The organism is Haloterrigena salina JCM 13891 (assembly GCF_000337495.1).
Classification (GTDB): Archaea; Halobacteriota; Halobacteria; order Halobacteriales; family Natrialbaceae; genus Haloterrigena; species Haloterrigena salina.
Genome location: NZ_AOIS01000037.1, coordinates 138,571 through 164,971 on the forward strand (window position 1 = coordinate 138,571; position 26,401 = coordinate 164,971).

Sequence of the window (26,401 nt, forward strand, 5' to 3'; positions counted from 1 at the left end):
TTCGATGGATATCAGTATCGAACTACCGACGGATAGAGCGAGTATGCGGAAACTGCAGCCGAAGTCGGATTGACTCGCTGAAAACCGACGTGATTGGGTACAGGCTGTCGAGACTACTCACAAACAGGAGATAGTAATACAGCTTCGGTATTCGGAGCGGGCTGTAAACCTTTCGTTCAGTAGGGAAGACGAATTGAACAACCCTTTCCTCATAGAGGCGCTGCTGACAGCTAATGGGTGGCGATGGATCACCGAGCGGCTCTCAAGGAAATCTCGCGGACGAACTTGAGCGTCGGAATAGGTTCTTACAGCAGGTCTCGGAGATTATCTCAGATACTGACCAGCTGTTCCTCGATCAAATCGATTCTCTCCTGGAAACCGGTCGTGACGCCGTCGGGGCGGAGTTCGCCGCGTTCTCATTCGTAGATGACGACGCCTGCGTCTTCGAGGCAATTGACGTCCCAAACGGAGCCGGTATTCAGCGGGGAGATGCGGTTCCGCTTCCCGAGGTCCCGAAGTCCAAACGCGTCGTCGAAACCGAGCGAACGCTCGTCCTCGGGGACGTCGAAGCGCAAGCCCCGGAGTTAGCAGATCCCCGGGGTATCGACTGTTACCTCGGGGCGCCAATATTCAATGCCGATGAGGTCTACGGAACGTTTTGCTTGTGCGGGACGGAGGCCAGAAGCGAGGACTTCTCGGACTGGGAGGTGACGTTTATCGAACTCCTCAGCAATTGGGTGAGTACGCAGCTCCAACAGCGAGAACAGTATCAATCCTTACGCGATACGCGATTACATATGGAGGCGGCAGTAGACGCCGGCGCGGTCGGGACGTGGGAGTGGGACATTCCTGCAGACCAGTTCGTTACCGGACGATCTTTCGCGAGGACCTTCGGAGTCGACCCGGATAAGGCCAGCGAGGGCGTGCCACTTCAGGAATTGCTCGATTCCATTCACGAGGACGACCGTGACCGAGTGACGCGGGAAATCGAAGACGCCGTCGAATCCTGCGGCGAGTACGAAGCCGAATACCGCGTTTGGAATGCCGACGACGAACTGCAGTGGGTCATCGCCCGCGGATACGTCGAGTGCGACGACGACGGGAACCCGCTGACCTTCCCTGGTGCGCTGACTGATATCACGGACCAAAAGCAAACCGACGACAACTCGAAACCGTGAACGAACGGCTCAGGGCGTCGAACAAACGGCTCGAGCAGTTCGCCCACGCTGCGTCGCACGATCTGCAAGAGCCGCTGCGGATGGTATCGAGCTATCTCCAATTGATCGAAAACCAGTACGGGGAGACGCTGGACGAGGAGGGTCGAGAATTTCTCGAGTTCGCCGTCGATGGTGCAGAACGGATGCGCAATATGATCGATGCGCTGCTCGCGTATTCGCGAGTCGAGACGCAGGGCGACCCGTTCGAACCGGTCGATTTGAACGATGTGTTGATGGACGTACAAACTGACCTCCAACGGAAGATCGAGGAAACCGATGCTGAGATAACCGTTACGGACCTTCCGCGCGTCGAAGGAGACGCTAGCCAACTGCGACAACTGTTCCAGAATCTGCTGGACAACGCGCTCGAATACAGCGGCGACGAACCGCCGCGCGTCTCCGTGTCGGCCGAACAAGACAGAACGAAGGGGATTATCGCCGTCCGCGACGAAGGGATCGGCATCGAGCCCGCGAATCACGACCGAATCTTCGAGGTGTTCGAACGCCTTCACAGTCGTGAAGACCACTCCGGCACGGGAATCGGGCTATCGCTCTGTGAACGGATCGCCGAACGTCACGATGGCGAGATGTGGGTGGAGTCCGAGCCTGAGAACGGGACGACAGTTTTCGTCTCCTTGCCGATCGATGACGCATAAGGCGAGCTGACGGTTACCGTCTCCCAGCGGCGGGCGGTTCAACGGACACCGATACGAATCTGCTGTCAGGTGGGACGCGTTATCCCCAAATCACCCGTCCGATTCAATCGGAATGCTGCGTGTGAATAACCCGTGCGACGATCTCTTGCTAACGGAATCGCTCGAGTGTCGACTTCGGGAATCGAAGGGAAACGCGTCGCTCGAAGTCGTATTTCATGCCGAGTAAACTGCCGAGGATCACGGCGACCGCGAAGGCCGACGTGGCCATGTTCAGGAGCAGCCAGTCGAGCGAAACCCCGTACGCCGTCTGATCGACAGGTGCGAACAACCGGACCCCGCCGCTCAGCGTATCGAAGCCGACGTGCGATCCGAACCCGATCGCGGCGGCTCGCCAGGGGCCGAACGCGGAGAGGAGACCCACTATGACGACCCCAGCCAGCAGCGAGTGCGTGAGCCCGCGGTGCGTCCACACGATACTCGAGACGTAGCCGAGTTCGAGCAACGGTCGAAAGACGAACGTATCGACGTCGGGGACGGCGGCGGCGAGCGCCGCGACGAGATACGGCTCCGATCGCTCGGACCGAGTGACGAGCAGAACCAGTGCAAGACCGAGCAGAATGTGCACGCCAGTGGCGACCATAGTTGCCAATCCATGCTATTGAATCACATAATAGATATGGTTAGCGAACAATACACATTCGTAGATTAGCGCATCACGGCCGGCGGTGAACGGTGCGTTCGCTCAGCGATCGGTGACCGAAAACGTCACGACGAACAAAATTATACCCGGTTAGCGCGCGATCGGCGACCGCCGATCGGCGATGGTATCGACGGCTATCCGAACTTGCCGGTGATGTAGTCTTCGACGCGGTCGTGCTCGGGGTTCTCGAAGATCTTCTCGGTGTCGTCGAACTCGACGAGTTCGCCACCGGTGAGGAAGACCGCCGTCTTATCGGAGATGCGGGCGGCTTGCTGCATGTTGTGGGTGACGATGACGACGGTGTACTCCTCGGCGAGATCCTCGATCAGGTCCTCGATCTTCGAGGTGGCGACGGGGTCGAGCGCCGACGCCGGCTCGTCCATCAGGATCACGTCCGGATCGGGCGCGATCGCCCGGGCGATACAGAGGCGCTGCTGTTGACCGCCGGAGAGATCCAGTCCGCTCGAGTCGAGTTGACCGTCGACTTCCTCGAGGAGGGCCGCCCGCTCGAGGGCTGTTCGTACCTTCTCGTCGACGTTTTCGTCTTTCCCCTGGACCTTCAGCCCGTAGGCGACGTTGTCCCGGATGCTCTTCGGGAACGGGTTGGGCGACTGGAAGACCATGCCGATCTTCCGGCGTAAGGCGACGGGGTCGACGTCGTCGTCGTAGACGTTCTTGCCGTCGAACAGCAGTTCGCCCTCGACGTGGGCGGCGTCGACGAGATCGTTCATCCGGTTGATACACCGGAGGAACGTCGATTTCCCGCAGCCCGAAGGGCCGATGACCGCCGTCACCTGCTTTTCGGGAATCTCGATGTCGACGCTGTCGAGCGCTTGCTCCTCGCCGTAGTAGACGTCGAGGTCGCGCGCCTCGAGCAGCGTCCGATCGGTCGCCGTCTCGGCGCCGGCGTCGGCGCTGTCGACGAGGCCGTCGGTTCCCGGCGTCGGGGCTGGCTGGTCGTCGGTCGATTCCGTTTCCGAGGAAGTCATCTGTTCGTTAGTCATTGTCAGGTGCGCTGTTGATATCGATTCCGAATGACGATCGCGATCGAGTTGATCGTCAGCAAGACGACGAGCAGCGTGACGACGCCGGCGGCGACGACGCCGTACTGGAATTCGGTCTGGGGATAGGAGGCCCAGTTGTAGATCTGCAGCGGCATGGCGCTGACCTTGCTGAAGGGACCGTTCGGAAGTCCGAAGACGGTCGTCGGGGCGGCGATCATGATCAGCGGCGCCGTTTCCCCGATCGCGCGGCCGAGCGCGAGGATCGTTCCGGTCATGATGCCGGGCATCGCCCGCGGCAGGACGACGTTGCGGATCGTCTGCCACTTCGTCGCGCCCATCCCGTAGGACGCCTGTCGCTGGGAGTCGGGGACGGACCGAATCGCCTCCTGAGCCGAGATGATCACGATCGGCAGGATGAGCAGGGCGATGGTGAACGCGGCCGCCAGCACCGTCCCGTAGCCGATGCTAAAGAGGCCGACGAAGAGTCCCAGTCCCAGCAGGCCGTAGACGACCGAGGGGACGCCCGCGAGGTTCGCGATGTTGAGTTGGATGAACCGCGTGAGGTAGCCGTCGTCGGCGTACTCCTCGAGATAGATCGCGGCGCCGACGCCGAGCGGGAACGTGATCAGCGCGATCACGAGCATGATGGCGACGGAGCCGACGAGTGCGGGCAGGAATCCTGCCTGGTACGGGTCGGGGTGGGGCGGGTTCGTGAGGAACTGCCAGTCGAGCCAGCCGACGGCATCGACGGCGACGTTCAGGAGCAACGCCGCGAGCGAGACGATGCCGACGAGCGTCGCCGCCAGCGCGAGCAGGCGGAACGACACGTCTTTCGTCCGGCTGATCTGACCGAACCCGGAATCGGCGGGTTCGTCGCGGGTATCGGCCGCCATTAGCGGTACACCTCCCGGTAGCGCGACGCGACGAATTCACTGATGAGGTTCATGACGAAGGTGATAACGAACAGCGTCAGCCCGACCGCGAAGAGGCTCTTGTACGCTTCGCCCTGCCCGACGATGTCGCCCGTTCCGATCTGGACCATCGCGGAGGTCATCGGCTGGATCGAGTTCAGGAACATCCCCGCCGGATCGGTCAGATCGACCATCCGGGGCGTTTGTCCCGCCGCGATGGCGACGATCATCGTCTCCCCGATCGCTCGCGAGAGCGCGAGGATGAACGACGAGAAGATCCCGGACAGCGCCGCCGGCACGACGACGGACGTCGAGACGGTGAACTTCGTCGCTCCCAGCCCGTAACTGGCCTGGCGGAGCGAGTCCGGCACTGCGCTCATCGCGTCCTCGCTGATCGAGGAGACCATCGGGATGATCATGATGCCGACCATGATCGACGCCGACAGCCCGTTGAACGTCGACAGCGGCAGGATCGTGTCCAGCGCCGGCGTGATGTAGACGAGCGCGAAGTAGCCGTAGACGACCGTCGGAACGCCCGCCAGCACCTCGAGGGCCGGCTTGAGATACGACCGCTGGCGATCGGTGGCGTACTCGCTCAGGTAGATCGCGGTCAGCAGTCCGATCGGGAGCGCGACCATCGCCGAACCGACGGTGATGACCAGCGTCCCCGAAATCAGCGGGAGAACGCCGAAGGCGATCGGTTCGTTCGTTGGGCTCCACCGCGTGCCCGTGAGGAATTCGACGAGCGAGACCTGCGCGAAGAAGTCGACCGCGTCGATCAGCAGCGTCAGAATGATCGCGACGGTCGTCAGAATCGACAGCAGCGCACACAGCATGAAGAGATAGCGGAAGGCGGTGCCCCGCGCCGTGCGACTCGCGTCGTGAGAGAAGTCGGGTTGACTCATTCGGTCACCTCCGCGATCGCGCCGTTGAGTTTCTCGAGGTTCTCGTCGCGGTTCTCCTCGGTGAGCGGGACGTAACCGACGTCGGAGACGAGGTCCGTCGCGGCCTGTTTCATGTAGAAGCGGGTGAAGTCTCGGACCGCCGACTTCGCGAGCGATTCCTTCGCGACGTAGATGTAGAGCGGTCGCGAGAGGGGCGTGTACTCGCCGGACATGGCCGTGTCGATCGACGGTTCGACGCAGCCGTCGCCGTTATCGATGGAGACCGCCTTGATCGAGTCCGGGTTCTCGCTGTAGTACGAGAAGCCGAAGTAGCCCATCGCGTACTCCGAGCCCTGAACCCCCTGGACGATCGTTCGATCGCGTTCGGTCGCGTGGTAATCGCTACGGTGGTTCTCCTCCTCGCCGATGACGGCCTCGTTGAAGTAGTCGAACGTGCCGGAGGTCGTCGCGGCCCCGTACAGTTCGAACTCCTCGTCGGGCCAGTCCTCGTTGATATCGCTCCACTGTTGGGCGCCGTCGGCCCGCCAGATCTCGCGGAGTTCCTCGACCGAGAGGCAGTCGATCCAGTCCGCGTCCGGATTGACGACGACCGTCAGCGCGTCGGTCGCGACCTGGAACTCTACGGGCGTGATATCGTTGTTCCCGCACTGTTCGACTTCGGCGTCGGCGATCGCCCGACTCGCATTGTTAATGTCGGTTCGTCCCGCGCAGAAGAAATTCCCGAACCCGCCGCCGGTGCCGGTCTTACTGAGCGAGATGTTGACGGTCGGGTTCTCTTCGGAGAACGCGGAAGCGATCGCCTCGGTCACGGGAAACACCGTACTGCTCCCCGCGACGTTCACCTGATCTTCTTCCGCGGCGAAGACGCCGCTACAGCCGGCTAACCCACCGGAGAGGGCAACACCAGCCGCGGCGAGAAAATCACGCCGACCGAAGCCGGTCGGCAGGGACGCCGTGGTTTCTCTCGACATCACCGGATGCAAGCCACACTGTAGGTAAGTAGACTACTATGAGAGCTATATAGTGATATGTACTTGATTCGGCGGCTGTCAACGCGACAACTGGTACCAGTGTTGGGCTGCTAACCCATACATATGACAATAGCTGGCACGAGAAGACATAGCGATGAATGTACGTGTATTCTACGAGAGAGTATTCGTCGACGAACAGTCGAACATATATAGACGAGGTCGCACGATCGGTCGGTGGTCCGACGAAGCGGTACGGTGATCGGATCGCGAGTCCGGATCGAAGCGTTCGACGGACTCGAGGTGCGGGCACATCGATCGGCGTCGAGTTTCCGGCGTCGAACTTCGTTTCCGCGGGTCGATCAGCAAAATCGAGTCACCGGTCGGTCCAGTCGGCAAGCGCGAACCGTGCGGCCATTCTTCGGCGGCTTTCGGACGCTTCGGAGTTGTCGACTCCGGCTCCTCGTAGCCGCAGTGTCGGTGCTCCGCTTACCCGAACTTGCCGGTGATGTAGTCTTCGACGCGGTCGCTTTCGGGATTCTCGAAGATCTTCTCGGTGTCGTCGAACTCGACGAGTTCGCCGCCGGTGAGGAAGACCGCCGTCTTGTCCGAAATCCGCGCCGCCTGTTGCATGTTGTGGGTGACGATGACGACGGTGTACTCCTCGGCGAGATCCTCGATCAAGTCCTCGATCTTCGAGGTGGCGATCGGATCCAGCGCCGACGCCGGCTCGTCCATCAGAACGACCTCCGGATCGGGCGCGATCGCCCGAGCGATGCAGAGTCGCTGTTGCTGACCGCCGGAGAGGTCCAGTCCGCTCGAGTCGAGCTGATCCTCGACTTCCTCGAGGAGGGCCGCCCGCTCGAGGGCTGTTCGTATCTTCTCGTCGGCGTTTTCGTCTTTCCCCTGTACCCGCAGCCCGTAGGCGACGTTGTCCCGAATGCTCTTCGGGAACGGGTTGGGCGACTGGAAGACCATGCCGATCTTCCGGCGTAAGGCGACGGGATCGACGTCGTCGTCGTAGACGTTCTTCCCGTGGAAGAAGAGGTCGCCCTCGACGCGGGCGACGTCTATCAGATCGTTCATCCGGTTGATCGAGCGCAGGAACGTCGACTTCCCACAGCCCGACGGTCCGATTAGCGCCGTGACCTTCCGCTCGGGGATGTCCATATTGATACTGTCCAGCGCCTGGTCGTCGCCGTAGTAGACGTCCAGATCGCGGGCTTCGATGACGGCGTCGTCGACCCGCGGTGATCCGAGGGGAACGTCGTCGGTTACGGACGTGTCCGCAAGGGCGGTACTGTCGTCGGACGTCGGGACGGATTGGGGTCCGTTCGCGGTCATTGTGGGTGAGTTCGGGCAGTTATCGGGTGGAAAACGCAGGTTGATACGATCGCTGCCGTGGTGGCACACGACCGGCGGCGAGCGCCGGACCGAACTCGGCTCCGATCGGTCGGCGTCCGAATCGGTGCGCAGGTACCATTATGCGTACTCAAGGCCCGAGCGAATAAATACTGTGCTATGAGCGGTCCGTCCGTTGCACGTCGACCCAGTGACGCTACAGAGCCCTACGGAGAGGGGGCGTACGACGGCGTTGATCGGCGGTAGTGCTCGGTTTTTCGAGACCGAACAACGCGCCGCTCGCGAACGGTCGGGGGCGGGTCCGTCGCAGCCATCACTACATAGATTCTTGTCAACTATGCATATCTCTACGATCGGACTGGCTCTCGAGGGACTGGAATACGCATTTCGGCGACTCACCGCCACAGAAGCAGTGGTGTGATTATACTGCCGTCGACGAAGAACTCTATAGATGAAGATGGGTTTATACGCACGGGGTCGAATCGCCACTGTATGGAGACGCGCAAGGTGCAGGTGACGGGCGGGTCGACGTTTACCGTCTCGCTGCCGAAATCCTGGGCGACCGACAACGACGTCAGCGCCGGGACGACCGTCGAGTTCTATCCGGAGGGGGACTCGCTGTTGTTGACGCCCCAGAGCGAAACCGATCGCCAGACGGGAACCCTCGACGTCACGGACCTCGAGGGCGAGCGGCTCACCCGGGCCGTGATGACGATGTACGTCAGCGGCTTCGACATCATCCGCCTCTCGGCCGGCCGCATCACGACCGACCAGCGCAGCGCGATCCGGAGCGCGACCCAGAGCCTCGTCGGCGTCGAGGTCTTAGAGGAGACGACCGACAGCGTCGTCATTCAAGACTTGCTCGACTCCTCTGAGCTCTCGATCGTCAACGCCGTCTCGCGGATGCGCCTGATCGCTCGGGCGATGCTCGAGGACGCCGTCACGGCGCTGGTCGAGAACGACGACGACATCGCCCAGGACGTCATCGAACGCGACGACGACGTCGACCGCNGCTCGAGGACGCCGTCACGGCGCTGGTCGAGAACGACGACGACATCGCCCAGGACGTCATCGAACGCGACGACGACGTCGACCGCCTCTGGCAGGTCGTCTCGCGGATCTTCCGCGCGACGCTGCGCTCGCCGCGGGCCGCGGAGGAGCTCGGCGTCCCCCGCGAGGACTGCTTCGACTTCCACTCGAGCGCCCGCCAGCTCGAACGGGTCGCCGACCACGCGGCCAAGATCAGCAACCTCGCGCTCAAACTCGAGGCGATCCCCGGAGACGTCGCCGACGCGCTTGTCGCCCTCCACGACGACGTCGCGGACGTCATCGAGAAGTCGATGGACGCGCTGGTCGCCGAGGACAGCGACGAGGCGACCGACCTCGGCCACGCCGCCCGCGAGGCGATCCTCGAAATCGACGAACACACCCGGACGATCGACGACATGCTCCGGGAACTCGAGCCGGTGCAGGCCCAGTCGCTGGGGCTGATCGTCGACTCGCTGTCCCGGAGCGCCGACTACGGCGGCAACATCGCCGAGACCGCCCTCCAGAAGGCCGCGCCGCGNCAGGCCCAGTCGCTGGGGCTGATCGTCGACTCGCTGTCCCGGAGCGCCGACTACGGCGGCAACATCGCCGAGACCGCCCTCCAGAAGGCCGCGCCGCGCCCCTGACTCGAGGTTCGATTCGGTTTCGTCACTCCCCCGTTCGAGTACCGCCCGCGCTCGAGGTTCTGTCGGGCGTCGAGACAGTGTTCGCGAGGCCGGCTGAGGACTTTCCCGCGACGCCGCGAACGACGACGGGATGGAGTACACCCACCTCGGCGAGACGGGACTCGAGGTGTCCCGGCTCTGTCTCGGCTGTATGAACTTCGGCAGCGACGAGCCCTGGATGATAGACGACCGCGAGCAGTCCCGCGCGGTGATCCAGCGAGCGCTCGACCTCGGGATCACGTTCTTCGATACCGCGAACGTCTACTCCCGCGGCGAGAGCGAGGAGATCCTCGGCGAGGCGCTGGCCGAGTCGGACCGCGATCGGGCGGAACTGACCGTCGCGACGAAGGTGTACGGCCCGATGTACGACGGCCCGAACGGGCAGGGACTCTCCCGAAAGCACATCTTCGAGCAGGCCGACGCGAGCCTCGAGCGACTCGGGCTCGACTACGTCGACCTCTACCAGATCCACCGCTGGGACGACGAGACGCCGATCGCGGAGACCCTCTCGGCGCTCGACGCGCTCGTCGAGGAAGGCACAGTCCGCTACGTCGGCGCGAGCACGATGCCCGCCTGGAAGTTCGCGAAGGCGCTGTACGAGGCCGACCTGAACAACCGCGAGCGGTTCGTCTCGATGCAGTGCGAGTACAACCTCGTCGACCGCCACGAGGAGGCCAACGTCCTGCCGCTCTGTGCCGATCAGGGGATCGGCGTCCTCCCGTGGTCGCCGCTGGCCGGCGGCTTCCTGACGGGCAAGTACGAACGCGATGCGGACCCCGAGGAGGGCCGCGCCGCGTCGGACGAGTTCATGGAGAAGCGGTTCACCGAGGAGAACTGGGACGTGCTCGAGGTCGTCCGAGACCTCGCCGACGAGACGGACACGACGCCGGCGCAGCTCTCGCTGGCCTGGTTGTTGCACAAGGACCTGGTCGACGCGCCGATCGTCGGCCCGCGGACGATCGAGCACCTCGAGGAAAACGTCGGCGCGCTCGAAGTCGACCTGTCCGACGAGGAACTCGAGCGACTCGAGGCGCCGAAGACGCCGGTCTGGAACGCCGATATCGGGGACGTCTGACGCGCCCGCTCACGGGAGTTCGAACGGAACGGCGCGACTGCTCGAAGATAGCCGTCGCTCGAGAGCACTGAGCGTCGCCTTCGAGCGAAGACGAAGCGAGACGGTCGCAGTCTAGTCGAGCAGAACGGCGTTGACCTGACCGGTCTGACCGGGACGGGAGGTGACGCGTGCGCGGCCTTCCGAGGTCTCGATGACGGCGCCTTTCGTGATGATGTTTCGGCGGACGTAGTTGGGGTTGGCGTCGTTCTCGACGACGTCCTCGATCTCGGCGGAGACGGTCTCGCCGCCCTTGTTGACGCTGGCGACGTTGGTCGCGAGCGCGCGGGTCTTCGTCTCGTTGCCGCGGACGTCGACGGTTCGGTATCGGGGCTCGCCGACCTGCGTCTCCGTCGGCAGGCGTCCGAGTTCGTTCTTTCGGCGCTTGCGGACGTTCTTCAGTCGGCCACCGGTTCGCTTGCGCGTGGAGCGTCCCTGGTTTTGCATACTCGCATCCAGTCTCGGCGTATATTTATATGCAACGTTAGGGCCCCGTCCGGAACCCGCCCGGCGGATCGCGCGGTTGCGACCGCTGTCGACTGCTCATGTCGACGCTACTCGTCGGCTGAGGGGGCTACTCGTCGCCGACCAGGCAGTACCCGTGTCCCGGCTCCTCGAGGATCGTTTCCTTCTCGTCGTCGTAGTAGTTCGAGAAGACGGCCCGCTCCGCGTAGTAGATCCGGCCGTCGACGGGGACCGCCGCGCTGGTGACCCGGCCCCGATTTTGGACCCGCCACCGCTGGTCGCCGGTCTCCTTGTCGAGAGCGTAGAGGTGCGAGTCGTAGGAGCCGGCCAGCACCGTCTCCGCGGTGACCGTCAGCGCGCCGATGACGCGACCGCCGACGTCCGTCGACCACAGCTCCTCGCCCGATTTCGCGTCGAGCGCGTAGACGTAGTCGTCGTCGCTGCCCATGTAGACGACGTCCGCGTCGGTGTCGACGGCCGGGTTCGACATGATCACCTTGCCCGTCTCGAACGACCACTCCTCCGTGCCGTCCTCGAGGTCGAGACAGTAGAAGTTCCCGTCCCAGCTGCCGACGTAGCCGTAGCCGTCGTGGGCCGCGACGGTGCCCTTGATCTGTGCGCCCTTGCGGAAGGCGCCGCCCGCCTGTTCCTCGCCGTCGGCGTCGGCCCGGAACGACCACGCGAACTCGAGGGAGGGGTACTCCCAGCAGTAGACGACGCCGTCGTTCGACCCCGCGAGGATCCGTCCCGTCTCGAGATCGATCGTCGGCGAGGGGTGGGCCTGCCCCCAGATGCGGTCGTCGCTCCACGTCGGGTCGCCGGTCTCGGGATCGATCTCCCAGAGCGCGCCGGAGGAGGGCGGGGCGTACTCGGAGATGAGGTAGAGGGAGCCGTCGTGGTAGGCGGGACTCGAGCCGATCGCGAGCGGGCCGTCCAGATCGCCGTCCTCGGATCGCGTTCGCCAGACGATGTCTCCGCTCTCGGTATCCAGCGCGTAGAGATCGCCGTCGTAACCGCCGATGAAGGCGATATCGCCGACGATCGCCGCCGACCCGTGAAAGCCCTTTTCCGTCGCGTCCGTCTGGGTCGCCCACCGGAGGTCGCCCGACGGCGCGTAGGCGCACACCTTGCCGGTGTCGCCACCGAAGACGATCGTCTCGCCGTCGGGCGTCGGCACGGGACTGGACTTGGCGGCCGTGTGGTCGGCGGCGTTGATCGGGAACGACCAGTTGACGCTCACCGACTCCGGGACGGTTTCGTCGGGGTAGTAGCCGAGGCGACGGAGTCCGTTCTGGAACAGCGACACGTCCTCGGTGCCGTCGAGGCGTCCGCCCAGCGTGGTCGGCAGGTCGACGCCGACGCAGCCGGCCAGCCCTGCCGCCGCGGCGCCCGCGCTCGCACCGAGCAACCGACGACGCGAGAGGCCGGCGGACCGTTCGCAACCGCGTTCGGAGACCGTATCTCGGTTCGGAGATCGCATTGGGTGTTCTACACGTCTCGAGGGGACCTCGAAAAATCCCACTGGTTCCGCGGCCGTCGCGAACGCGACGCCCGCCGGCGTCCGCGAGGCTCCGTTTCAGGCAATAATGTTTATACGGTGGTGGGAGAGTCAGGGCGTATGACCGATTCAGGACCCCGCCGACGGGACGTACTCGTCGCGGTCTCGGGTACCTCCCTCCTGCTGGCCGGCTGCTCGGAAAGCGACGCGTCGGTCGACGCCGCCGGCTACGGAACCGCCTACGGGAGCGAATACGGACGCGGAGGCGAGCAATCGTGAGCGATCGAACGCCGCGGCTCGGACTCGAGACGTTCGAGGAGGGCGACGCGTGGGATCACACCGATACGGTCGAAGCCGTCGACCAACACGCGATCGTTCGAGGACCGATCGCCGACCGCCCCGACGAGGGCGAGTACGACGACGAACTCTACCACGCGACCGATCAGGGGATCACGTGGCGCTGGGACGCCTCGAGCGAGGACTGGACGTACTTCGGCGGCAAGGGCTGTTCGGAGCAGCCGGTGCCGGGAACGAGCCACTTCGAGGCGGCGCAGTTCGTCGACGCGCGCACCGAGGAGACCCCGGTCTGGAACGTCGAAGCCCACGGGATCGAGGGCGACGGCGAGACGGAAGTCGGCGCGGCCGTCCACGACCTCCTCGCGGACGTCGAGGACGCCGGCGGCGGGATCGTCTACTTCCCGCCGGGTCGGTACCTCCTCGAGCGGACGCCGCTGATCGGCGACGATACGCTCCTGCTGGGGGCGGGTCGCGCGACGGTCCTCGAGGGAACGCGCCCCGACGGCGATGACGGCCGGGCGCTGCTCTCCAACAGGGGCTACGACGCGGTCGATTTCGACGGCGCGTCGAACTGGGGGGTCTGCAACGTCCGAATCGATTCGCCGGCCACGAACGGGATCATGCCCGCACACGCGGAAAACGTCCGACTGGAACGGATCTACGGCGACCGGATCTACTACCACCACATCGACGTCGTGTCCTCGAAAAACGTCGGGATCGACGGCTACTGGGCGACTCGGGGCGGCGAGGCCGGCTCGGACGCGCCGATTCAGTTCGACAACCAGACCACGGAGATCGCGTCGAACAGCATCTGGGACGGCGGCGAGGAACTGCTGGCCGGAAGCGACGGCACCCCGACGCGGAACTGCACCCTCGAGAACTTCGAGATCGACCCCAAGAACGGTCCGGAGTACGGCGTCCACATCCACCGGAACGGAAACGAGTCGATCACGATCAGCAACGGGTACATCACCGGCTGCCTCTATTCGGCGATCCGAGGCGACACCGGCGACGAGATCGAGGACCTGACGATCGACTCCGTCTCGTGTATCGAGAACGCGCGAGGGATCTCGCTTGGACACGTCAAGGGCGGTCGCCGAGAGCTGACCGTTAGCAACGTCACGATCAGAACCGACAACAGGGGGCTGGCCGCCGGCTCGGGGCTGTACGCGGCCGGGTTCGACGGCGCCGAGATCTCGAACACCGTTGTCGACGGCGAGTTCACGAACGCGATCCTCTTCGACGACATGGACGATCTGAAGCTGAGCGCCGTGACGGCCACGGGCGCGAGGGATCAGGCGTTCCGCTTCCGAGAGGACGTCGACGCGACGCTGACGACCGCTCGAGCGGCGGACTGCGGCGATGCGGGCGTCTACTCGGGAGCCGGCAGCAGCGTCGCCTACGGCGGCGTCACGTTCGAGGACGTCGGCACTGAGACCGACTCCGACAGCGACGGAGCGTTTCGGGAGTGGAACGCGTCCTAATTATCGTACCCAGCGTACACCCGTTCTGACGGCTCTCCCAACCCGTCTCGAGAAAATGCCGAAAATTCGCTCGCGGTGAGCGGCTGATACCGCGCTACTCACGGGCGCTGTGCGCCCGCTCGCTACTCTTTCTGCGCGTCGACGACCGCAACGCCGGCCAGGTTCACGATGTCCTTGACCTCGTCGCCCCGCTGGAGGACGTGGACCGGCTCGTCCATGCCGACCAGCATCGGGCCGATGGCGTCGGCGCCGCCGAGTCGCTGGAGCAGCTTGTAGCCGATGTTACCGGACTCGAGGTTCGGGAAGACCAGCACGTTCGCCGGGTCCTCGAGTTCGGAGAAGCCGTATGTGCCCTCGAGGATGTCCTCGACGACGGCGGTGTCGGCCTGCATCTCGCCGTCGACCGGGAAGTCGGCCTCGGGATCGTCCTGCAGCATGCTCGCCGCGCGCCGCGGTCGGCGGGTCGCTTCGTTGTCGACGCTACCGAAGTTCGAGTACGAGAGCAGGGCCGCGCGCGGTTCGATGTTGAACCGCCGCGCCAGCTTGCCCGTCTGTTTGGTGACCTCCGCGAGGACCTCCTCGTCGGGATCCTGATTGACCGTCGCGTCGGCGACGAAGATCACGCGGTTCTTGAACGTCAGCATGTAGACGCCGGCCGCGTAATCGACGTCGTCGTCGGTCCCGATCACCTGCAGCGGCGGCCGCAGCGCCGAGGGGTAGTGGTGGGAGAGGCCGGTCAGGAGCGCGTCCGCGTCGCCCTGTTCGACCATCACGCTCCCGAAGTAGTTGGTGTCGCGCTCGATGAGTTCGCCGGCCTCGCTGCGCGTGATCCCCTTGCGCGAGCGGAGTTCGTGGAGCCGGTCGGCGTACTCCTCGTAGTCGCCGACCGACGGGTCCGCGACCTGCGGATCGAAGTCGAGGCCGAGGTTGGCGGCGGTCTGGCGAATCTCGCTCTCGTCGCCGATGAGGATCGGCAGGGCGATCCCCTGCTCCTGGATCTGGTAGGCCGCGCGGATCATCTTCTCGTTCTCGCCCTCTGCCAGTGCGACCGTCTTGGGGTCGCTCTTGGCCTTGTTGAGGACGACCCGCATCATCTCGCGGGACTTCCCGAGGCGGGCCTCGAGTTCCTCCTCGTATTCCTCGAGGTCGAGTTCGGTCCGGGCGGCGCCGGACTCCATCGCGGCCTCCGCGATCGCCGGCGCGACGCGGAAGAGCACGCGCGGGTCGACCGGCTTGGGGATGATGTAGTCGGGGCCGTACTGGATCGGCTCGTCGCCGTAGGCCTTGACGACCGCGTCGGGGACGTCCTGGCGGGCGAGGTCGGCCAGCGCCTCGGCACAGGCGACTTTCATCTCTTCGTTGATCTCCGTCGCGCGCACGTCGAGCGCGCCGCGGAAGATGAAGGGGAACCCGAGGACGTTGTTGACCTGGTTCGGGTAGTCCGAGCGGCCGGTGGCCATGATGACCGTGTCGTCGCGGGCCTCCTTGGCCTCCTCGTAGCCGATCTCGGGATCGGGGTTGGCCATCGCGAAGATGATCGGATCGTCGGCCATCGAGCGGACCATGTCCTGCGAGACGATGCCGCCGATCGAGAGGCCGACGAAGACGTCCGCGCCCTCCATCGCGTCCGCGAGGCCGCCTTCGGGGAGGTCCCGAGCGAACTGCCGTTTGTACTCGTTGACGTCGCCCTCGGCCGCGCGGGCCTCGGTGATGATCCCCGAGGAGTCACACATCGTGATGTTCTCCTTCCGGACGCCCAGCGACTCGTAGAAGCGGGCCGACGCGATCGCGCTCGCGCCGGCGCCCGAGAAGACGACCTCGAGTTCCTCGAGGCTCTTCCCGGCGATGTCGGCGGCGTTTATCAGCGCGGCGCCCGAGATGATCGCGGTGCCGTGCTGGTCGTCGTGGAAGACGGGAATGTCGATCTCCTCGCGCAGGCGCTCCTCGATGGTGAAACAGCCCGGCGCCTTGATGTCCTCTAAGTTGACGCCGCCGAACGTTGGCTCCATCATCTTGATGGCCTCGACGAACTTGTGCGGGTCTTCCTCGTCGAGTTCGATGTCGAAGACATCGATGTCGGCGAAGCGCTTGAACAGCACGCCCTTCCCCTCCATGACGGGTTTCGACGCTTGGGCGCCGATGTCGCCGAGTCCCAGCACCGCCGAGCCGTTCGAGACGACGCCGACGAGGTTACCCTTGGCCGTATACTGGTAGGCGTCGGTCGGATCCTCGTCGATCTCCGTACACGGCGCGGCGACGCCGGGCGAGTACGCGAGCGAGAGGTCGCGTTGGGTATTCGTCGGTTTCGTTGTCGAAATCTCTATTTTTCCCGGCGGATCGGTGCGGTGATACTCGAGTGCGTCCTCGTCTAATCCCATATTGGGGACACTGCAGGGGAGTACTAAAAACAATGTGAAGGCCTAATTCGACGACCGTCGAAATATCGCCTCGCTCCGACCGGCGCTCGAGGCCGACGCGTCCCCCGATTCGACCGTTTTATACGCTCCGCTCCAGTGGAATGGGGTATGGACGTCGCGCTTGGTGGGACGTTCGACCCCGTCCACGACGGCCACCGTCGGCTGTTCGAACGGGCGTTCGAACTCGGAGACGTGACCGTGGGACTGACGAGCGACGAACTCGCGCCGAAGACGCGACACGTCGAGCGCCGCGTCAGATCGTTCGACGAACGGAAGGCGGCGCTCGAGGCGGAACTCGAGTCGTTCGCCGCGGACCACGACCGCGAGTTCGAGGTCCGGCCTCTCGAGGAACCGACCGGTATCGCGACCGAACCGCAGTTCGACTATCTGGTCGTCTCGCCGGAGACCAAAGACGGCGGGGAGCGGATCAACGAGATTCGCCGGGAGCGCGGCCACGACCCCCTCGAGGTCGTCGTCGTGCCACACGTCCGCGCGGAGGACGGCGACATCATCTCCAGCACCCGGGTCGTCAAGGGCGAGATCGACGAACACGGAAACGTCCTCGAGGACGGGGACGACGCGGCCGGCACCAACTGACGGAGCGGATCGATCCGGCCACCCGCCGGAGAATCGAATCGAGAGACGGAAGCGACGGCCACCCGACGCGCGGTTTTCGTTCTTGTAGCGTATACTTACGGGAAGACAGTCACAGCGTGTGCCCGTGAAACAGTCGAAACAGTCGGCTCGGGCGAGTTACCACCGCGGCGGCTCGAGGCCCGCGGTTTCGAGGAGATCCTTCCAGCGCGACTGGATCGAGAGCCGCGAGACGTCCGCGGCGTCGGCGACGTCGCCCTGCGTTCGACCCTCGCCGGCGACGAGCGAGCCGGCGTAGACGCTGGCCGCGAGGACGGCCCGCTTCGACCGGTCGTCCTCCGGAACGTCCGTCAAGAAGAGATCCACCGCACAGGATCGCGCTTCGGTCGAGAGCTCCAACCGGTCGGCGATCTGCTCGAGTTCCTCGAGCCACGGTTCGTATTCGATGCGATCCCGGGCGCTGTGCATGCACCCGGCTATCGGTGCGGCGCGCATAAAGGTAGGGCCAATAGGTCAGGAAACGATCACATATTCGGGCGTCTGATTCGAAATAGCACCGAACGGACCGTCCAATCCGGTGCTACGCTGGGCAACGTTCAGCTACGAACGAGTTGCCTAATTGGCCGTTCTCTGATAATTTCACTAGGACACGACTACTAAACCGGGTTGTCTTCGTCCCTCACAATAGACGCTCGTCCGGCTCCTGCACGGCTGCGTCCCGTCTATGAAAGAGCCAACCTGCAAGCTCGTCTGTACCGGCTGCGGCCTCGAGATGCCGTACCGGAATCGATCGCTGGCCGAACAAGCGGCGGAACTGCACCAGCTTCGGGATTCGGAGCACGTGACGTTTATCGTGCCGCCGGACTGGTCGCCCGAAGAGCCAGTGAAACAGCGGTAGCGCGGATCGACAGGTACTTACTGGATTCGTGAAAATCTGGAAGTGAGCGCGGGTAGCCAAGCTAGGCCAACGGCGCAGCGCTTAGGACGCTGTCCCGTAGGGGTCCGCCGGTTCGAATCCGGTCCCGCGCACTGAACGAGTTTTCGAGTGACACGAGAAAACGAGTGAGGGAGCAGGCCGGATTCGAACGAGAGAAGACGCGCGCAGCGACCATCGGGAGCGAGCACGTCTTCGCGTTGTTCGAATCCGGTCCCGCAGCCCTCATTCAACGAAACCGATCAGGAGCGCTGAGCGATCAGCAACAAGGCCCGAACGACGTCTTCGAGTTCCGAAGCGATAATAATTCCTCGCGTATCTGTGTTACGTATGACCCGTACAGGACGATACGGTGATCTCGATTACCCGTTCCTCACGAAGAGCGGCTTCCTGCTCGGTCTCGGGCTCCTGGTGCTGGGCGCAGCCGGCGAGTTGCTCGGCCACATGTTCGTGGGACAGCTTCCGGGGTGGGAACACACGCTGTTTACCTTCGCGGAAGGCGGCGGCCTCGTCATCGGCTTCTTCTCGGTGTGGATTTTCGGGGTCATCCTGCCGCTGACCGAGTGACCCGCTCGTCTCGAGTGGCAGCTCCGCGCGGTGATTCGATCGTGGAGGAGCGGACGGTCGACACCGGTTCCGGACCGGCTCGAAAGAGACTCGTTCGGGGTGTCGTCAGGAATCGGCGCGTCGACGACCGTTCGAGAACGGTCCCGACGTCGCCGAGAGCGATCTGCCACTGGTTGAGAATCGGACCGACGCTGCGTCACACCGTCGAACGACGGGAATGCCGTTCGAGCTCCGGATCGAGCGCTGAACCGTGATCAGGGTATTTTGAATCCGGTCGAACCGAGAGACAAGCGACAGACGTGCGTCAGACGGTCCACAACGCTTATTCGCGCGGGAGCAACTTGTATGAGCAATGGCCGGGTTAGACGACGTGTTCGGGGATCTTTATGCGAGCATCGATGCCGTCCTTCTCTTCTCGCCGAGTGGCTCGTATTACGAACGCTTCTCGGACGTCGACGACCTCGACGTCATCGTCGTCGGGACGGAAAACCCCGTCAACGCCGACGTCTTCGTCGAACTCCCCCTCGCGTTCGACGACATCAAAGAGCGGATCAAGTTCGGTCTCGAGGGCGCCATCGAACAGGACCTCATCGAGGACGGTGACCAGTTGGTCTGTGCGACGAGCCTCTACGGCGACGAGATCGATACGGTCTCTCGGGTCCGCGCCGACGCCGAGACACACACGGGCATCTACGACCTGTTCGTCAAGTCCCGCGCGGAGCCGGAGGTGATCAAGGCCGTCCTCGAGTTGGCGATCGAACTCGGCAAGAAGGGCCAGAAGGGGAAACCCGTCGGCGCGCTGTTCGTCGTCGGCGACGCTGGCAAGGTGATGAACAAGTCCCGCCCGCTGTCGTACAACCCCTTCGAGAAGTCCCACGTCCACGTCGGCGATCCGATCGTGAACGTGATGTTGAAGGAGTTCTCGCGGCTCGACGGCGCGTTCGTCATTTCCGACGCGGGCAAGATCGTCTCCGCGTACCGTTACCTCGAGCCGTCCGCGGAAGGTGTCGACATTCCGAAGGGGTTGGGGGCCCGACACATGGCCGGGGGCGCGATCACGCGGGATACGAACGCGATCACGATCGTGCTCTCGGAAAGCGATGGGCTCGTCCGGGCGTTCAAAGCCGGAGAGCTCATCTTGGAGGTCGATCCGGAGGCGTACTGATATGGTAGAGTGGCAGACGCTCATCAACGAACCGGCCGTGATAGCCGCGGCGGTGCTGGCGCTCGGACTCGTCGTCGGCTATCTGGTCGGGCGGCTCAACGAGGAGCTCCTGCAGGCGTCGGGCGTCCCGGAGGCCGTCGAGGGGACGCCGTTCGAGCGGACCGCCCAGTCGATCGGCACCTCGACGGTCGAGATCGTCGCCAGACTGAGTTCGTGGTTCATCTACGGCATCGCCGTGCTGACGGCGATCCACATCGCGCAGTTGCTCGACACGGAGGCGTTCTGGCTCCGGGTGACGGGGTTCATCCCGCAGCTGTTCATCGCCGTCCTCGTGCTCATCATCGGCTTCATCATCGCCGACAAGGCCGAACTGGTCGTCAGCGAGTACCTCCGGGGCGTCAAGCTCCCCGAGGTCTCCGTGATCCCGAAACTCGTCAAGTACAGCGTCCTCTACGTGACGCTGATCATCGCGCTCGGACAGGTCGGCGTCCACGTCGTCGCCCTGCTAATCTTGCTGACGGTGTACGCCGTCGGCATCGTCATCGTCGGCACCGTCGCCTTCAAGGACTTCCTCGTCTCGAGCGCGGCGGGGATCTATCTGCTTCTCAACCAGCCCTACGGGATCGGCGACGAGATCCGGATCGGCGACCAGACGGGGATCGTCCAGGAGGTCGACCTCTTCGTCACGAAGATCGAGGACGACTCGGAGGAGTACATCGTTCCCAATCGGAAGGTCTTCGAGAACGGGATCGTCCGGATGCGGGACTGAGCGCTCGTCTCTCGGCCGGTTATCGCTGTAGTACCACTACTCGAGCGAGAGCCCCGCGTGCCACCGATCGGCGCCGGCCTCGCGCTTGACGCGGTCCATCTCCGCCAGCAGGTGCGTCGCCAGCGTCGCGGTCTCGGCGGCGCGAGACTCCCCTTCCGTGCGGAACTCGCCGGTCTCGCGGTTGGCGTAGACGGTACAGACCGCGCCCGCGCGGAGCCCGTAGAGGTTCGCCAGCGTCAGGATCGCGCTGGCCTCCATCTCGATGTTCTTCACGTTGGCTTCCGTAAGGTCCTCGACGAGGGTCTCGGAGCCCGCGGCCTCGAACCCCTCGAAGCCGGGGCGGCCCTGCCCCGCGTAGAAGGAGTCGGCGCTCATCGTGACGCCCGTGTGGTAGTCGTAGCCCAGTCGCTCCGCCGCGGCGACGAGGGCGCTGACGACCTCCTGATCGGCCGTCGCGGGGTAGTCCTCGCGGACGTACTCGTCGCTGGTCCCCTCCTGGCGGACCGCGCCCGTCGTGATGACGAGGTCGCCGACGTCCATCTCGGGCTGGATCGCCCCGCAGGAGCCGACCCGGACGAAGGTGTCACAACCGACTCGAGCGAGTTCCTCGACGGCGATCGCCGCGGAGGGGCTACCGATCCCCGTCGACGTGACCGAGATCGGCGTCTCCTCGTACGTTCCCGTGGCAGTCCGGTACTCGCGGTGATGTGCGGCGATCTCGTGGTCGTCCCAGAAGGCGACGATCTTCTCGAGGCGCTCGGGATTCCCCGGCAGGAGCACGGTGTCGGCCACGTCCTCGGGGCCGACCTCGAGGTGGTACTGGACGTCGGCGTTCGGGTCTTCGCTGTCGTCGATATCGGCGCCGGTCATTCGGTCCGGCGATTCGAGGCGGCGCGGTATATAACTGCAGGGCGCCCGTAGCGCAGGTATGGCCGACGCAGACGAGCACGAGCCCGCGGGGACCGACGAGAGCGGCGATATCGTCGGGAGCGAGAACGCTGACGCGAATACCGGAACGCTCACCAACACCTACGTCGCCGCGCTCCAGCACGAACTGGTCGACCTGCCGCCGGAGACGACCCGCGTCGGCGTCGTCCGCCAACCCACGTCGTGGTTCCACGGCGCCGTCGACGAGAATCGGCCCGAACTGGGGCCACCGACGGACCTGCTCGAGTCGTTCCGCCAGCGCGAGGAGGACATGAAGATGCGGGGGCTCTGCGAAGAGGGCGCCCACAACGCCGCGTGGGACGAGGTCGAGTTCGAGGAGGCGTATCGAGAGCATCTCGAGGAATCGGCCGACGCGCAGGCCGCGCTCGAGGATCTCGAGTCGCGCTTGGCCGAGGGCGAGTCGCTGGCGCTGGTCTGTTACGAGAACACCGAGAAGAAGCGGTGTCACCGGACGGTTCTCCGCGAGGTGCTGTCGGAGCGCTCGCCGTGACCGGACCGCCGACGCGGAGTCGGGACTCGCGACGGTTTCCGCCGACGTGACTCGACGTCAGGTCCAACGTTTATCCACGGTATTGTGGACGTGAGCCCATGCGGCTCGTGGAGATTCTGATTCCGAAACAGAAGCGCGAGGCCGTCGAGGAGCTGCTCGACGGAGAGGGACTCGATTACACCCTCGTCGAGGAGCAGAGTCGCGAGGACCCCTCGGTCGTCATCACGTTCCCGTTGCCGGCACCGGCGGTCGAATCGGTTCTCGACGACCTCCGAGACACGGGCCTCGACGATGACTCCTACACCGTGATCGTTGAGGCGGAGACCGTCGTCTCGGAGCAGTACGAGGAGCTCGAGCAACGATACGCGCAGAACACCGGGCGCATCTCCCGCGAGGAGCTACAGGCCCAGGCGAAGGATCTCACGCCCAGATTCAATACGTACCTCGTCATGACGATCATGAGCGTGGTCGTCGCGACCGCCGGCCTGTTGCTCGATTCGCCGGCGGTTGTCGTCGGGTCGATGGTGATCGCCCCGCTGATCGGCCCGGCGCTCGGCGCGAGCGTCGGCACGGTCATCAACGACCGCGCGCTGTTCCGGCGCGGCATCAAGCTGCAGGCGATCGGACTCGGCGTCAGCGTCGTCACCGCCGCCGCCTTCGCGTTCGCCATCCGGACGACCGGGCTCGTCTCGCCGATGCTCGACATCTTCGAGATATCGGAGGTTCAGGGCCGGTTGACTCCGGACTTGCTCTCGCTAGCTATCGCGATCGGCGCCGGGGTGGCGGGCGCGTGGACGCTCACCGCGGGCACGTCGGCCGCCCTCGTCGGCGTCATGATCGCCGCGGCGCTCGTTCCGCCCCTCGGCGTCGTCGGCATCGGTATCGCGTGGGGCTTACCGTCGGTCGCCATCGCCGCGGGCCTCCTCGTCCTCGTCAACATCCTCACGATCAACATCACCAGTCTCGCCGTCCTCTGGCACAAGGGGTATCGGCCGGACGACTGGTTCCAGCAGGACGAGGCCCGCGTCGCGACGGAAAAGCGCGCCGTCGCGCTCGCCGTCACCATCGTCGTCCTCTCGGTGTTTCTCGGGGTCGTGACCTACGACACCTACCGGACCGGAGTGTACGAGGAGGAGGTCCACGAGGACGTGGAAGCCGTCGTCCAGTCGCCCCAGTACGACGACCTCTCGCTCATCGACGTCTCGGTCGAGTACGACGATCCGGTCCCGCTCCGACAGCCGGAACGCGTCGTGGTTCGAGTCGCCCATCCCGTCGGCACCGAACCGCCGCTGATCGACGACGATATCCGCTCTCGAGGGAGCATCCGGGCCGAGTCGGCGATTCCGTTACCGACCGGACCGCTCGTCGGGTCCAACCGCGCGGAGGTGGTCGTCTACTACGTCGAAAAGGGGTGACCCGGGACGGCGACGACGCGTCACTCGAGCATCTCCTCGGTGATCGTGTTCGGCAGCAGTTCGCCGAGCGTGTACTCGCTTGGCTCCGCATCCTCGCCCTCGTCGCAGATGACGACCAGATCGTCGTCGCAGAACTCGGCGAGGGTCTGGCGGCACATCCCGCAAGGCGTGACGCCGTCGCGGCGGCCGGAACTGACCGCGAGTCGCGCAAAGTCGCGATGGCCCTTTTTGACCGCCTCGGCGACGGCGACCTCCTCGGCGTGGAGGCTGTTACTGAAGTTAGCATTTTCGAGGTTACAGCCGACGAAGACCTCGCCGTCGGCGGTCTCGAGCGCGGCGCCGACGGGGTACTCGGAGTAGGGGACGTGAGCGGAGTCCTGAACGGTGCGGGCGGCCTCGAGCAAGTCGGAATCGGTCATGACCGGTACTGATTCGAGCGGACGGAAAAAGGTCCCTCTCGACCACCGTCACCGCGAGGCAGCGACGGCCGATTTGATGACTTCGCGCGCCTCGGCGACCAGTTCGTCCACGGCGTCGCTCTCGGCGTAGAGGCGCACGTAGGGTTCGGTCCCGCTGGGGCGGACGAGGATCCAGGAGGCGTCCTCGAACTCGAGGCGGACGCCGTAGTCCGTGTCGACCGCGGCGTCGGGGAAGGCGTCGGGGAGGTCGGACTCGAGGGCGGCCATCGCGTCGGTCTTGGCGTCGTCGGGACAGTCGACGCTGACCTTCCGGTAGGGCCGTTCGGTGACGGGATCGCGAAGCGTCGCCGCGTCGCCGGCCGCGGCGACCAGCGCGGCGACGACGGCGGCGCTGGCGACGCCGTCGATCCAGCCGCCGAAGGCGGTGTGGATGTGTTTCCAGGGTTCGGCGGCGAAGACGATCTCGGTGTCCGGACCTCCCTCGGCTCGCTCCCGCGCGATCCCCTCGTGAAGCGCCCCCAGGCGGACGCGTTCGATGCGGCCGCCGGCCTCGCGGACCTGCTCGTCGATCCGGGCCGAGGCGTTGGGCGTGGTGACGACGACGGGATCGTCGGCGTCGCTCGTCTCGGCGTAGTGGGCGGCGACGACGGCGAGGATCGTATCCTCGTGGATCACGTCGCCGTCGGGGCCGAGGACGACCAGCCGGTCGGCGTCGCCGTCGTGGGCCAGTCCGAGGTCGAACTGGTCGGCCCTCGGGGCGGTGGCGCCCCGCCGTTCCGAGTCGGGCGACGCCTCGCTCCCCGCGAGGAAGTCGGTGAACTCCGAGAGCGTCTCGGGCGTCGGTTTGCTCTCGCGGGCGACGAAGTGGCCGTCGACGGTGGCGTTGACCGCGACGACGTTGGCCCCCAGCCGCTCGAGGACCTGCGGGGTCGCCAGCGACGCCATGCCGTTACCGCAGTCGACGGCGATCGAGACCCCGGTGAGCGGATCCGAAGACGAGACCGCATGCTTCGCACCGTCGAAGCGGTCGCGGACGAAATCGATGACGGCGTCGCGATACCGATCGAGAATATCGAGTTCGGCCGACCGACCCCACTCGTCCCAGTCGGCGACCGCGGGCGAGGAGCCGTCCGCGAGCTGGTCCTCGATTTCCCGTTCGGCCTGTCGGTCGTACTCGACGCCGTCGACGAAGAGTTTGATCCCGTTGTCCGCCGGCGGGTTATGGCTCGCGGTGAGCATCACGCCGCGTCGCCCGCGCGAGGCGAAGGCCAGCGTCGGCGTCGGCACCTGCCCGAGGCGGTAGACGTCCGCGCCGGCGCTCTCGAGGCCGGCTTCGACGGCGGCGGCGAGCGCGGGACCGGTTTCCCGGCCGTCGCGGCCGACGACGAACGTGGCCCCCGGTTCGCCGGCGGCCTGCGCGACGGAAAGCGCCAGCGACGGGGTGATCTCCTCGACTGGACCGCGGATCCCGGCAGTCCCGAATAGCGTCATATGGGGCCGTTCCGCGAGGAACTACTTAGCAACACTGCACACGCTCACGTTCGCACGCCCGACGGCGGATCCCTCCGCTCTGGCGAACTCTGAAACTGCGAAAACGGCGGGGTGGCCGATTCAACGCGGCTGCGGGGACTACTCGCCCTCGAGGGCGAGGGGCGAGGGGCGAAGGGCGGCGGACGGCGAGCGGCCGGACGGTGCCGACTCGAGTTCGGAGCGGGCTACTCCTCGGGGAGGTCGTCGATCAGCACGACCGCCTCGCCGTTGATGACGGTCGCGTCGTCGTCCTCGTCGCGGATGACCGTCTCGAGACGGTACTGATCGTTCCCGAGCTCCTCGACGATTTCGACGCGGGCGGAGACGCGGTCGCCGATCCCGACGGGACCGCTGAACTCGAGGTCCTGAGAGAGGTAGATGGTGAGCCCGGGTAGCCGAGCCAGGGCGGCGCTGATGAGCCCGGACACGAGCGTGCCGTGGGCGATCCGTTCGCCGAAGCGGGTGCTGGCGGCGAACTCCTCGTCGAGGTGAAGCCGGTTCGTGTCGCCGCTGACGTGGGCGAACGCGCGGACGTCCTCGTCGCTGATGACCTTCTCGAATGTCACGGTGTCGCCGACGCTGATGTGGTCCGGATCGTCGACGGTTCGGTCGAACTGCCAGTCGAGACTGGAGTGGTCGATCGACGGAATCGACGCGGGAACCGTTTCGCTCTCCGACCCGTTCGACGCGGTTGGCGGCACCATCGCCGAGATGGCCGCCCGGTTCGCGGCGGTCGCGCTCTGGAGGAGGGTCTGAGTCATCGCCGACCAGGCATCGGCCATGGCAGCGAGGTTCCGTTTCGCAGTATTCTCGTGGGACATCTATGGCGTCGGTAAGCGTGTGGACATTATGACTTCTTTGGC

Annotated in this window: 24 protein-coding genes, 1 tRNA gene and 2 pseudogenes; 13 read left to right on the forward strand and 14 right to left on the reverse strand. The window is 65.0% G+C overall.

Annotation, left to right across the window (positions count from 1 at the left end; all coding sequences use genetic code 11):
* Positions 1-233: 233 nt before the first annotated feature.
* Positions 234-1,873: pseudogene (locus C477_RS24305) on the forward strand (GAF domain-containing sensor histidine kinase).
* Positions 1,874-2,021: 148 nt separating this feature from the next.
* On the opposite strand, the gene C477_RS11285 reads toward C477_RS24305, so the two are convergent.
* The 6 genes from C477_RS11285 to pstB (C477_RS11310) form a co-directional block, all read right to left on the reverse strand.
* Positions 2,022-2,513, reverse strand: coding sequence for a metal-dependent hydrolase (locus C477_RS11285; protein WP_008894615.1), 492 nt, complete (start codon positions 2,511-2,513; stop codon positions 2,022-2,024).
* A gap of 194 nt (positions 2,514-2,707) precedes the next feature.
* Entirely contained in the window at positions 2,708-3,577 is an 870-nt protein-coding gene (gene pstB, locus C477_RS11290) for a phosphate ABC transporter ATP-binding protein PstB (RefSeq protein ID WP_008894616.1), read from the reverse strand.
* 2 nt (positions 3,578-3,579) lie between these two features.
* Entirely contained in the window at positions 3,580-4,470 is an 891-nt protein-coding gene (pstA, locus tag C477_RS11295; protein ID WP_008894617.1) for a phosphate ABC transporter permease PstA, read from the reverse strand.
* Complete coding sequence (pstC, locus tag C477_RS11300) at positions 4,470-5,393, reverse strand: phosphate ABC transporter permease subunit PstC (RefSeq protein WP_008894618.1); 924 nt, start codon at positions 5,391-5,393, stop codon at positions 4,470-4,472. The genes pstA and pstC overlap by 1 nt, the downstream gene beginning before the upstream one ends.
* Entirely contained in the window at positions 5,390-6,364 is a 975-nt protein-coding gene (locus tag C477_RS11305) for a PstS family phosphate ABC transporter substrate-binding protein (RefSeq protein ID WP_008894619.1), read from the reverse strand. Before C477_RS11305 ends, pstC begins: the two co-directional genes overlap by 4 nt.
* Positions 6,365-6,850: 486 nt before the next feature.
* Entirely contained in the window at positions 6,851-7,705 is an 855-nt protein-coding gene (gene pstB, locus C477_RS11310; RefSeq protein ID WP_008894621.1) for a phosphate ABC transporter ATP-binding protein PstB, read from the reverse strand.
* A gap of 510 nt (positions 7,706-8,215) precedes the next feature.
* On the opposite strand from pstB (C477_RS11310), the pseudogene C477_RS11315 reads away from it, so the two are divergent.
* Together C477_RS11315 and C477_RS11320 are read left to right on the forward strand one after the other, a co-directional pair.
* A pseudogene (locus C477_RS11315) lies at positions 8,216-9,294 on the forward strand (PhoU domain-containing protein); the annotation flags it as partial.
* Positions 9,295-9,526: 232 nt separating this feature from the next.
* The gene (locus tag C477_RS11320; protein WP_008894622.1) at positions 9,527-10,510 is read left to right on the forward strand and encodes an aldo/keto reductase; all 984 of its coding nucleotides are present in this window, start codon (positions 9,527-9,529) and stop codon (positions 10,508-10,510) included.
* A gap of 111 nt (positions 10,511-10,621) precedes the next feature.
* Here C477_RS11320 and C477_RS11325 read toward each other — a convergent pair whose 3' ends face one another.
* Entirely contained in the window at positions 10,622-10,993 is a 372-nt protein-coding gene (locus C477_RS11325) for a 30S ribosomal protein S8e (RefSeq protein ID WP_008894623.1), read from the reverse strand.
* A gap of 127 nt (positions 10,994-11,120) precedes the next feature.
* Positions 11,121-12,491, reverse strand: coding sequence for an outer membrane protein assembly factor BamB family protein (locus tag C477_RS11330; protein WP_008894624.1), 1,371 nt, complete (start codon positions 12,489-12,491; stop codon positions 11,121-11,123).
* A gap of 138 nt (positions 12,492-12,629) precedes the next feature.
* Here C477_RS11330 and C477_RS23830 point away from each other — a divergent pair, with 138 nt between their 5' ends.
* Both C477_RS23830 and C477_RS11335 read left to right on the forward strand, forming a co-directional pair.
* Positions 12,630-12,788, forward strand: a complete 159-nt coding sequence (locus C477_RS23830; RefSeq protein WP_160168016.1) for a hypothetical protein — start codon at positions 12,630-12,632, stop codon at positions 12,786-12,788.
* Positions 12,785-14,290: a glycosyl hydrolase family 28-related protein gene (locus C477_RS11335; RefSeq protein ID WP_008894625.1), complete on the forward strand. Its 1,506-nt coding sequence runs from the start codon at positions 12,785-12,787 to the stop codon at positions 14,288-14,290. Before C477_RS23830 ends, C477_RS11335 begins: the two co-directional genes overlap by 4 nt.
* Before the next feature lie 122 nt (positions 14,291-14,412).
* Here the strand turns inward: C477_RS11335 and C477_RS11340 are convergent, their stop codons facing one another.
* The gene (locus tag C477_RS11340; protein WP_008894626.1) at positions 14,413-16,668 is read right to left on the reverse strand and encodes an NADP-dependent malic enzyme; all 2,256 of its coding nucleotides are present in this window, start codon (positions 16,666-16,668) and stop codon (positions 14,413-14,415) included.
* Positions 16,669-16,815: 147 nt separating this feature from the next.
* Here C477_RS11340 and C477_RS11345 point away from each other — a divergent pair, with 147 nt between their 5' ends.
* Positions 16,816-17,304 carry a phosphopantetheine adenylyltransferase gene (locus C477_RS11345; protein WP_008894627.1) on the forward strand — a complete coding sequence of 163 codons (489 nt, stop codon included), beginning with the start codon at positions 16,816-16,818 and terminating at the stop codon, positions 17,302-17,304.
* A gap of 156 nt (positions 17,305-17,460) precedes the next feature.
* Here the strand turns inward: C477_RS11345 and C477_RS11350 are convergent, their stop codons facing one another.
* Positions 17,461-17,769: a transcription initiation factor IIB family protein gene (locus C477_RS11350; protein WP_008894628.1), complete on the reverse strand. Its 309-nt coding sequence runs from the start codon at positions 17,767-17,769 to the stop codon at positions 17,461-17,463.
* A gap of 256 nt (positions 17,770-18,025) precedes the next feature.
* On the opposite strand from C477_RS11350, the gene C477_RS24105 reads away from it, so the two are divergent.
* The 5 genes from C477_RS24105 to C477_RS11370 all read left to right on the forward strand — a co-directional run bounded on the left by C477_RS24105 (position 18,026) and on the right by C477_RS11370 (position 20,736).
* On the forward strand, positions 18,026-18,199 hold the full coding sequence (locus C477_RS24105; RefSeq protein WP_008894629.1) for a hypothetical protein: 174 nt from the start codon (positions 18,026-18,028) through the stop codon (positions 18,197-18,199).
* A 46-nt stretch (positions 18,200-18,245) separates the two neighbouring features.
* A tRNA-Leu gene (locus tag C477_RS11355) sits at positions 18,246-18,330 on the forward strand.
* A gap of 235 nt (positions 18,331-18,565) precedes the next feature.
* Positions 18,566-18,802 (forward strand): DUF7860 family protein, encoded by a 237-nt coding sequence (locus C477_RS11360; RefSeq protein WP_008894630.1) that lies wholly within the window; start codon positions 18,566-18,568, stop codon positions 18,800-18,802.
* A 352-nt stretch (positions 18,803-19,154) separates the two neighbouring features.
* Positions 19,155-19,967, forward strand: a complete 813-nt coding sequence (gene dacZ, locus C477_RS11365) for a diadenylate cyclase DacZ (protein WP_008894631.1) — start codon at positions 19,155-19,157, stop codon at positions 19,965-19,967.
* A 1-nt stretch (position 19,968) separates the two neighbouring features.
* Positions 19,969-20,736 carry a mechanosensitive ion channel family protein gene (locus C477_RS11370; RefSeq protein WP_008894632.1) on the forward strand — a complete coding sequence of 256 codons (768 nt, stop codon included), beginning with the start codon at positions 19,969-19,971 and terminating at the stop codon, positions 20,734-20,736.
* A 36-nt stretch (positions 20,737-20,772) separates the two neighbouring features.
* Here the strand turns inward: C477_RS11370 and C477_RS11375 are convergent, their stop codons facing one another.
* Positions 20,773-21,606 carry a nucleoside phosphorylase gene (locus C477_RS11375; RefSeq protein ID WP_008894633.1) on the reverse strand — a complete coding sequence of 278 codons (834 nt, stop codon included), beginning with the start codon at positions 21,604-21,606 and terminating at the stop codon, positions 20,773-20,775.
* A gap of 58 nt (positions 21,607-21,664) precedes the next feature.
* Between C477_RS11375 and C477_RS11380 the strand changes: the two genes are divergently transcribed.
* Positions 21,665-22,174, forward strand: a complete 510-nt coding sequence (locus C477_RS11380) for a DUF488 domain-containing protein (RefSeq protein WP_008894634.1) — start codon at positions 21,665-21,667, stop codon at positions 22,172-22,174.
* A gap of 98 nt (positions 22,175-22,272) precedes the next feature.
* Positions 22,273-23,589, forward strand: a complete 1,317-nt coding sequence (locus C477_RS11385) for a TIGR00341 family protein (protein ID WP_008894635.1) — start codon at positions 22,273-22,275, stop codon at positions 23,587-23,589.
* Positions 23,590-23,609: 20 nt separating this feature from the next.
* On the opposite strand, the gene cdd is transcribed toward C477_RS11385, so the two are convergent.
* From cdd to C477_RS11400, 3 genes are all read right to left on the reverse strand, one after another.
* Entirely contained in the window at positions 23,610-24,008 is a 399-nt protein-coding gene (gene cdd, locus C477_RS11390) for a cytidine deaminase (protein WP_008894636.1), read from the reverse strand.
* 48 nt (positions 24,009-24,056) lie between these two features.
* On the reverse strand, positions 24,057-25,499 hold the full coding sequence (locus C477_RS11395; protein ID WP_008894637.1) for a phosphohexomutase domain-containing protein: 1,443 nt from the start codon (positions 25,497-25,499) through the stop codon (positions 24,057-24,059).
* Between the two features lie 224 nt (positions 25,500-25,723).
* Positions 25,724-26,359, reverse strand: a complete 636-nt coding sequence (locus C477_RS11400) for a MaoC family dehydratase (RefSeq protein ID WP_049914496.1) — start codon at positions 26,357-26,359, stop codon at positions 25,724-25,726.
* Positions 26,360-26,401: the final 42 nt, after the last annotated feature.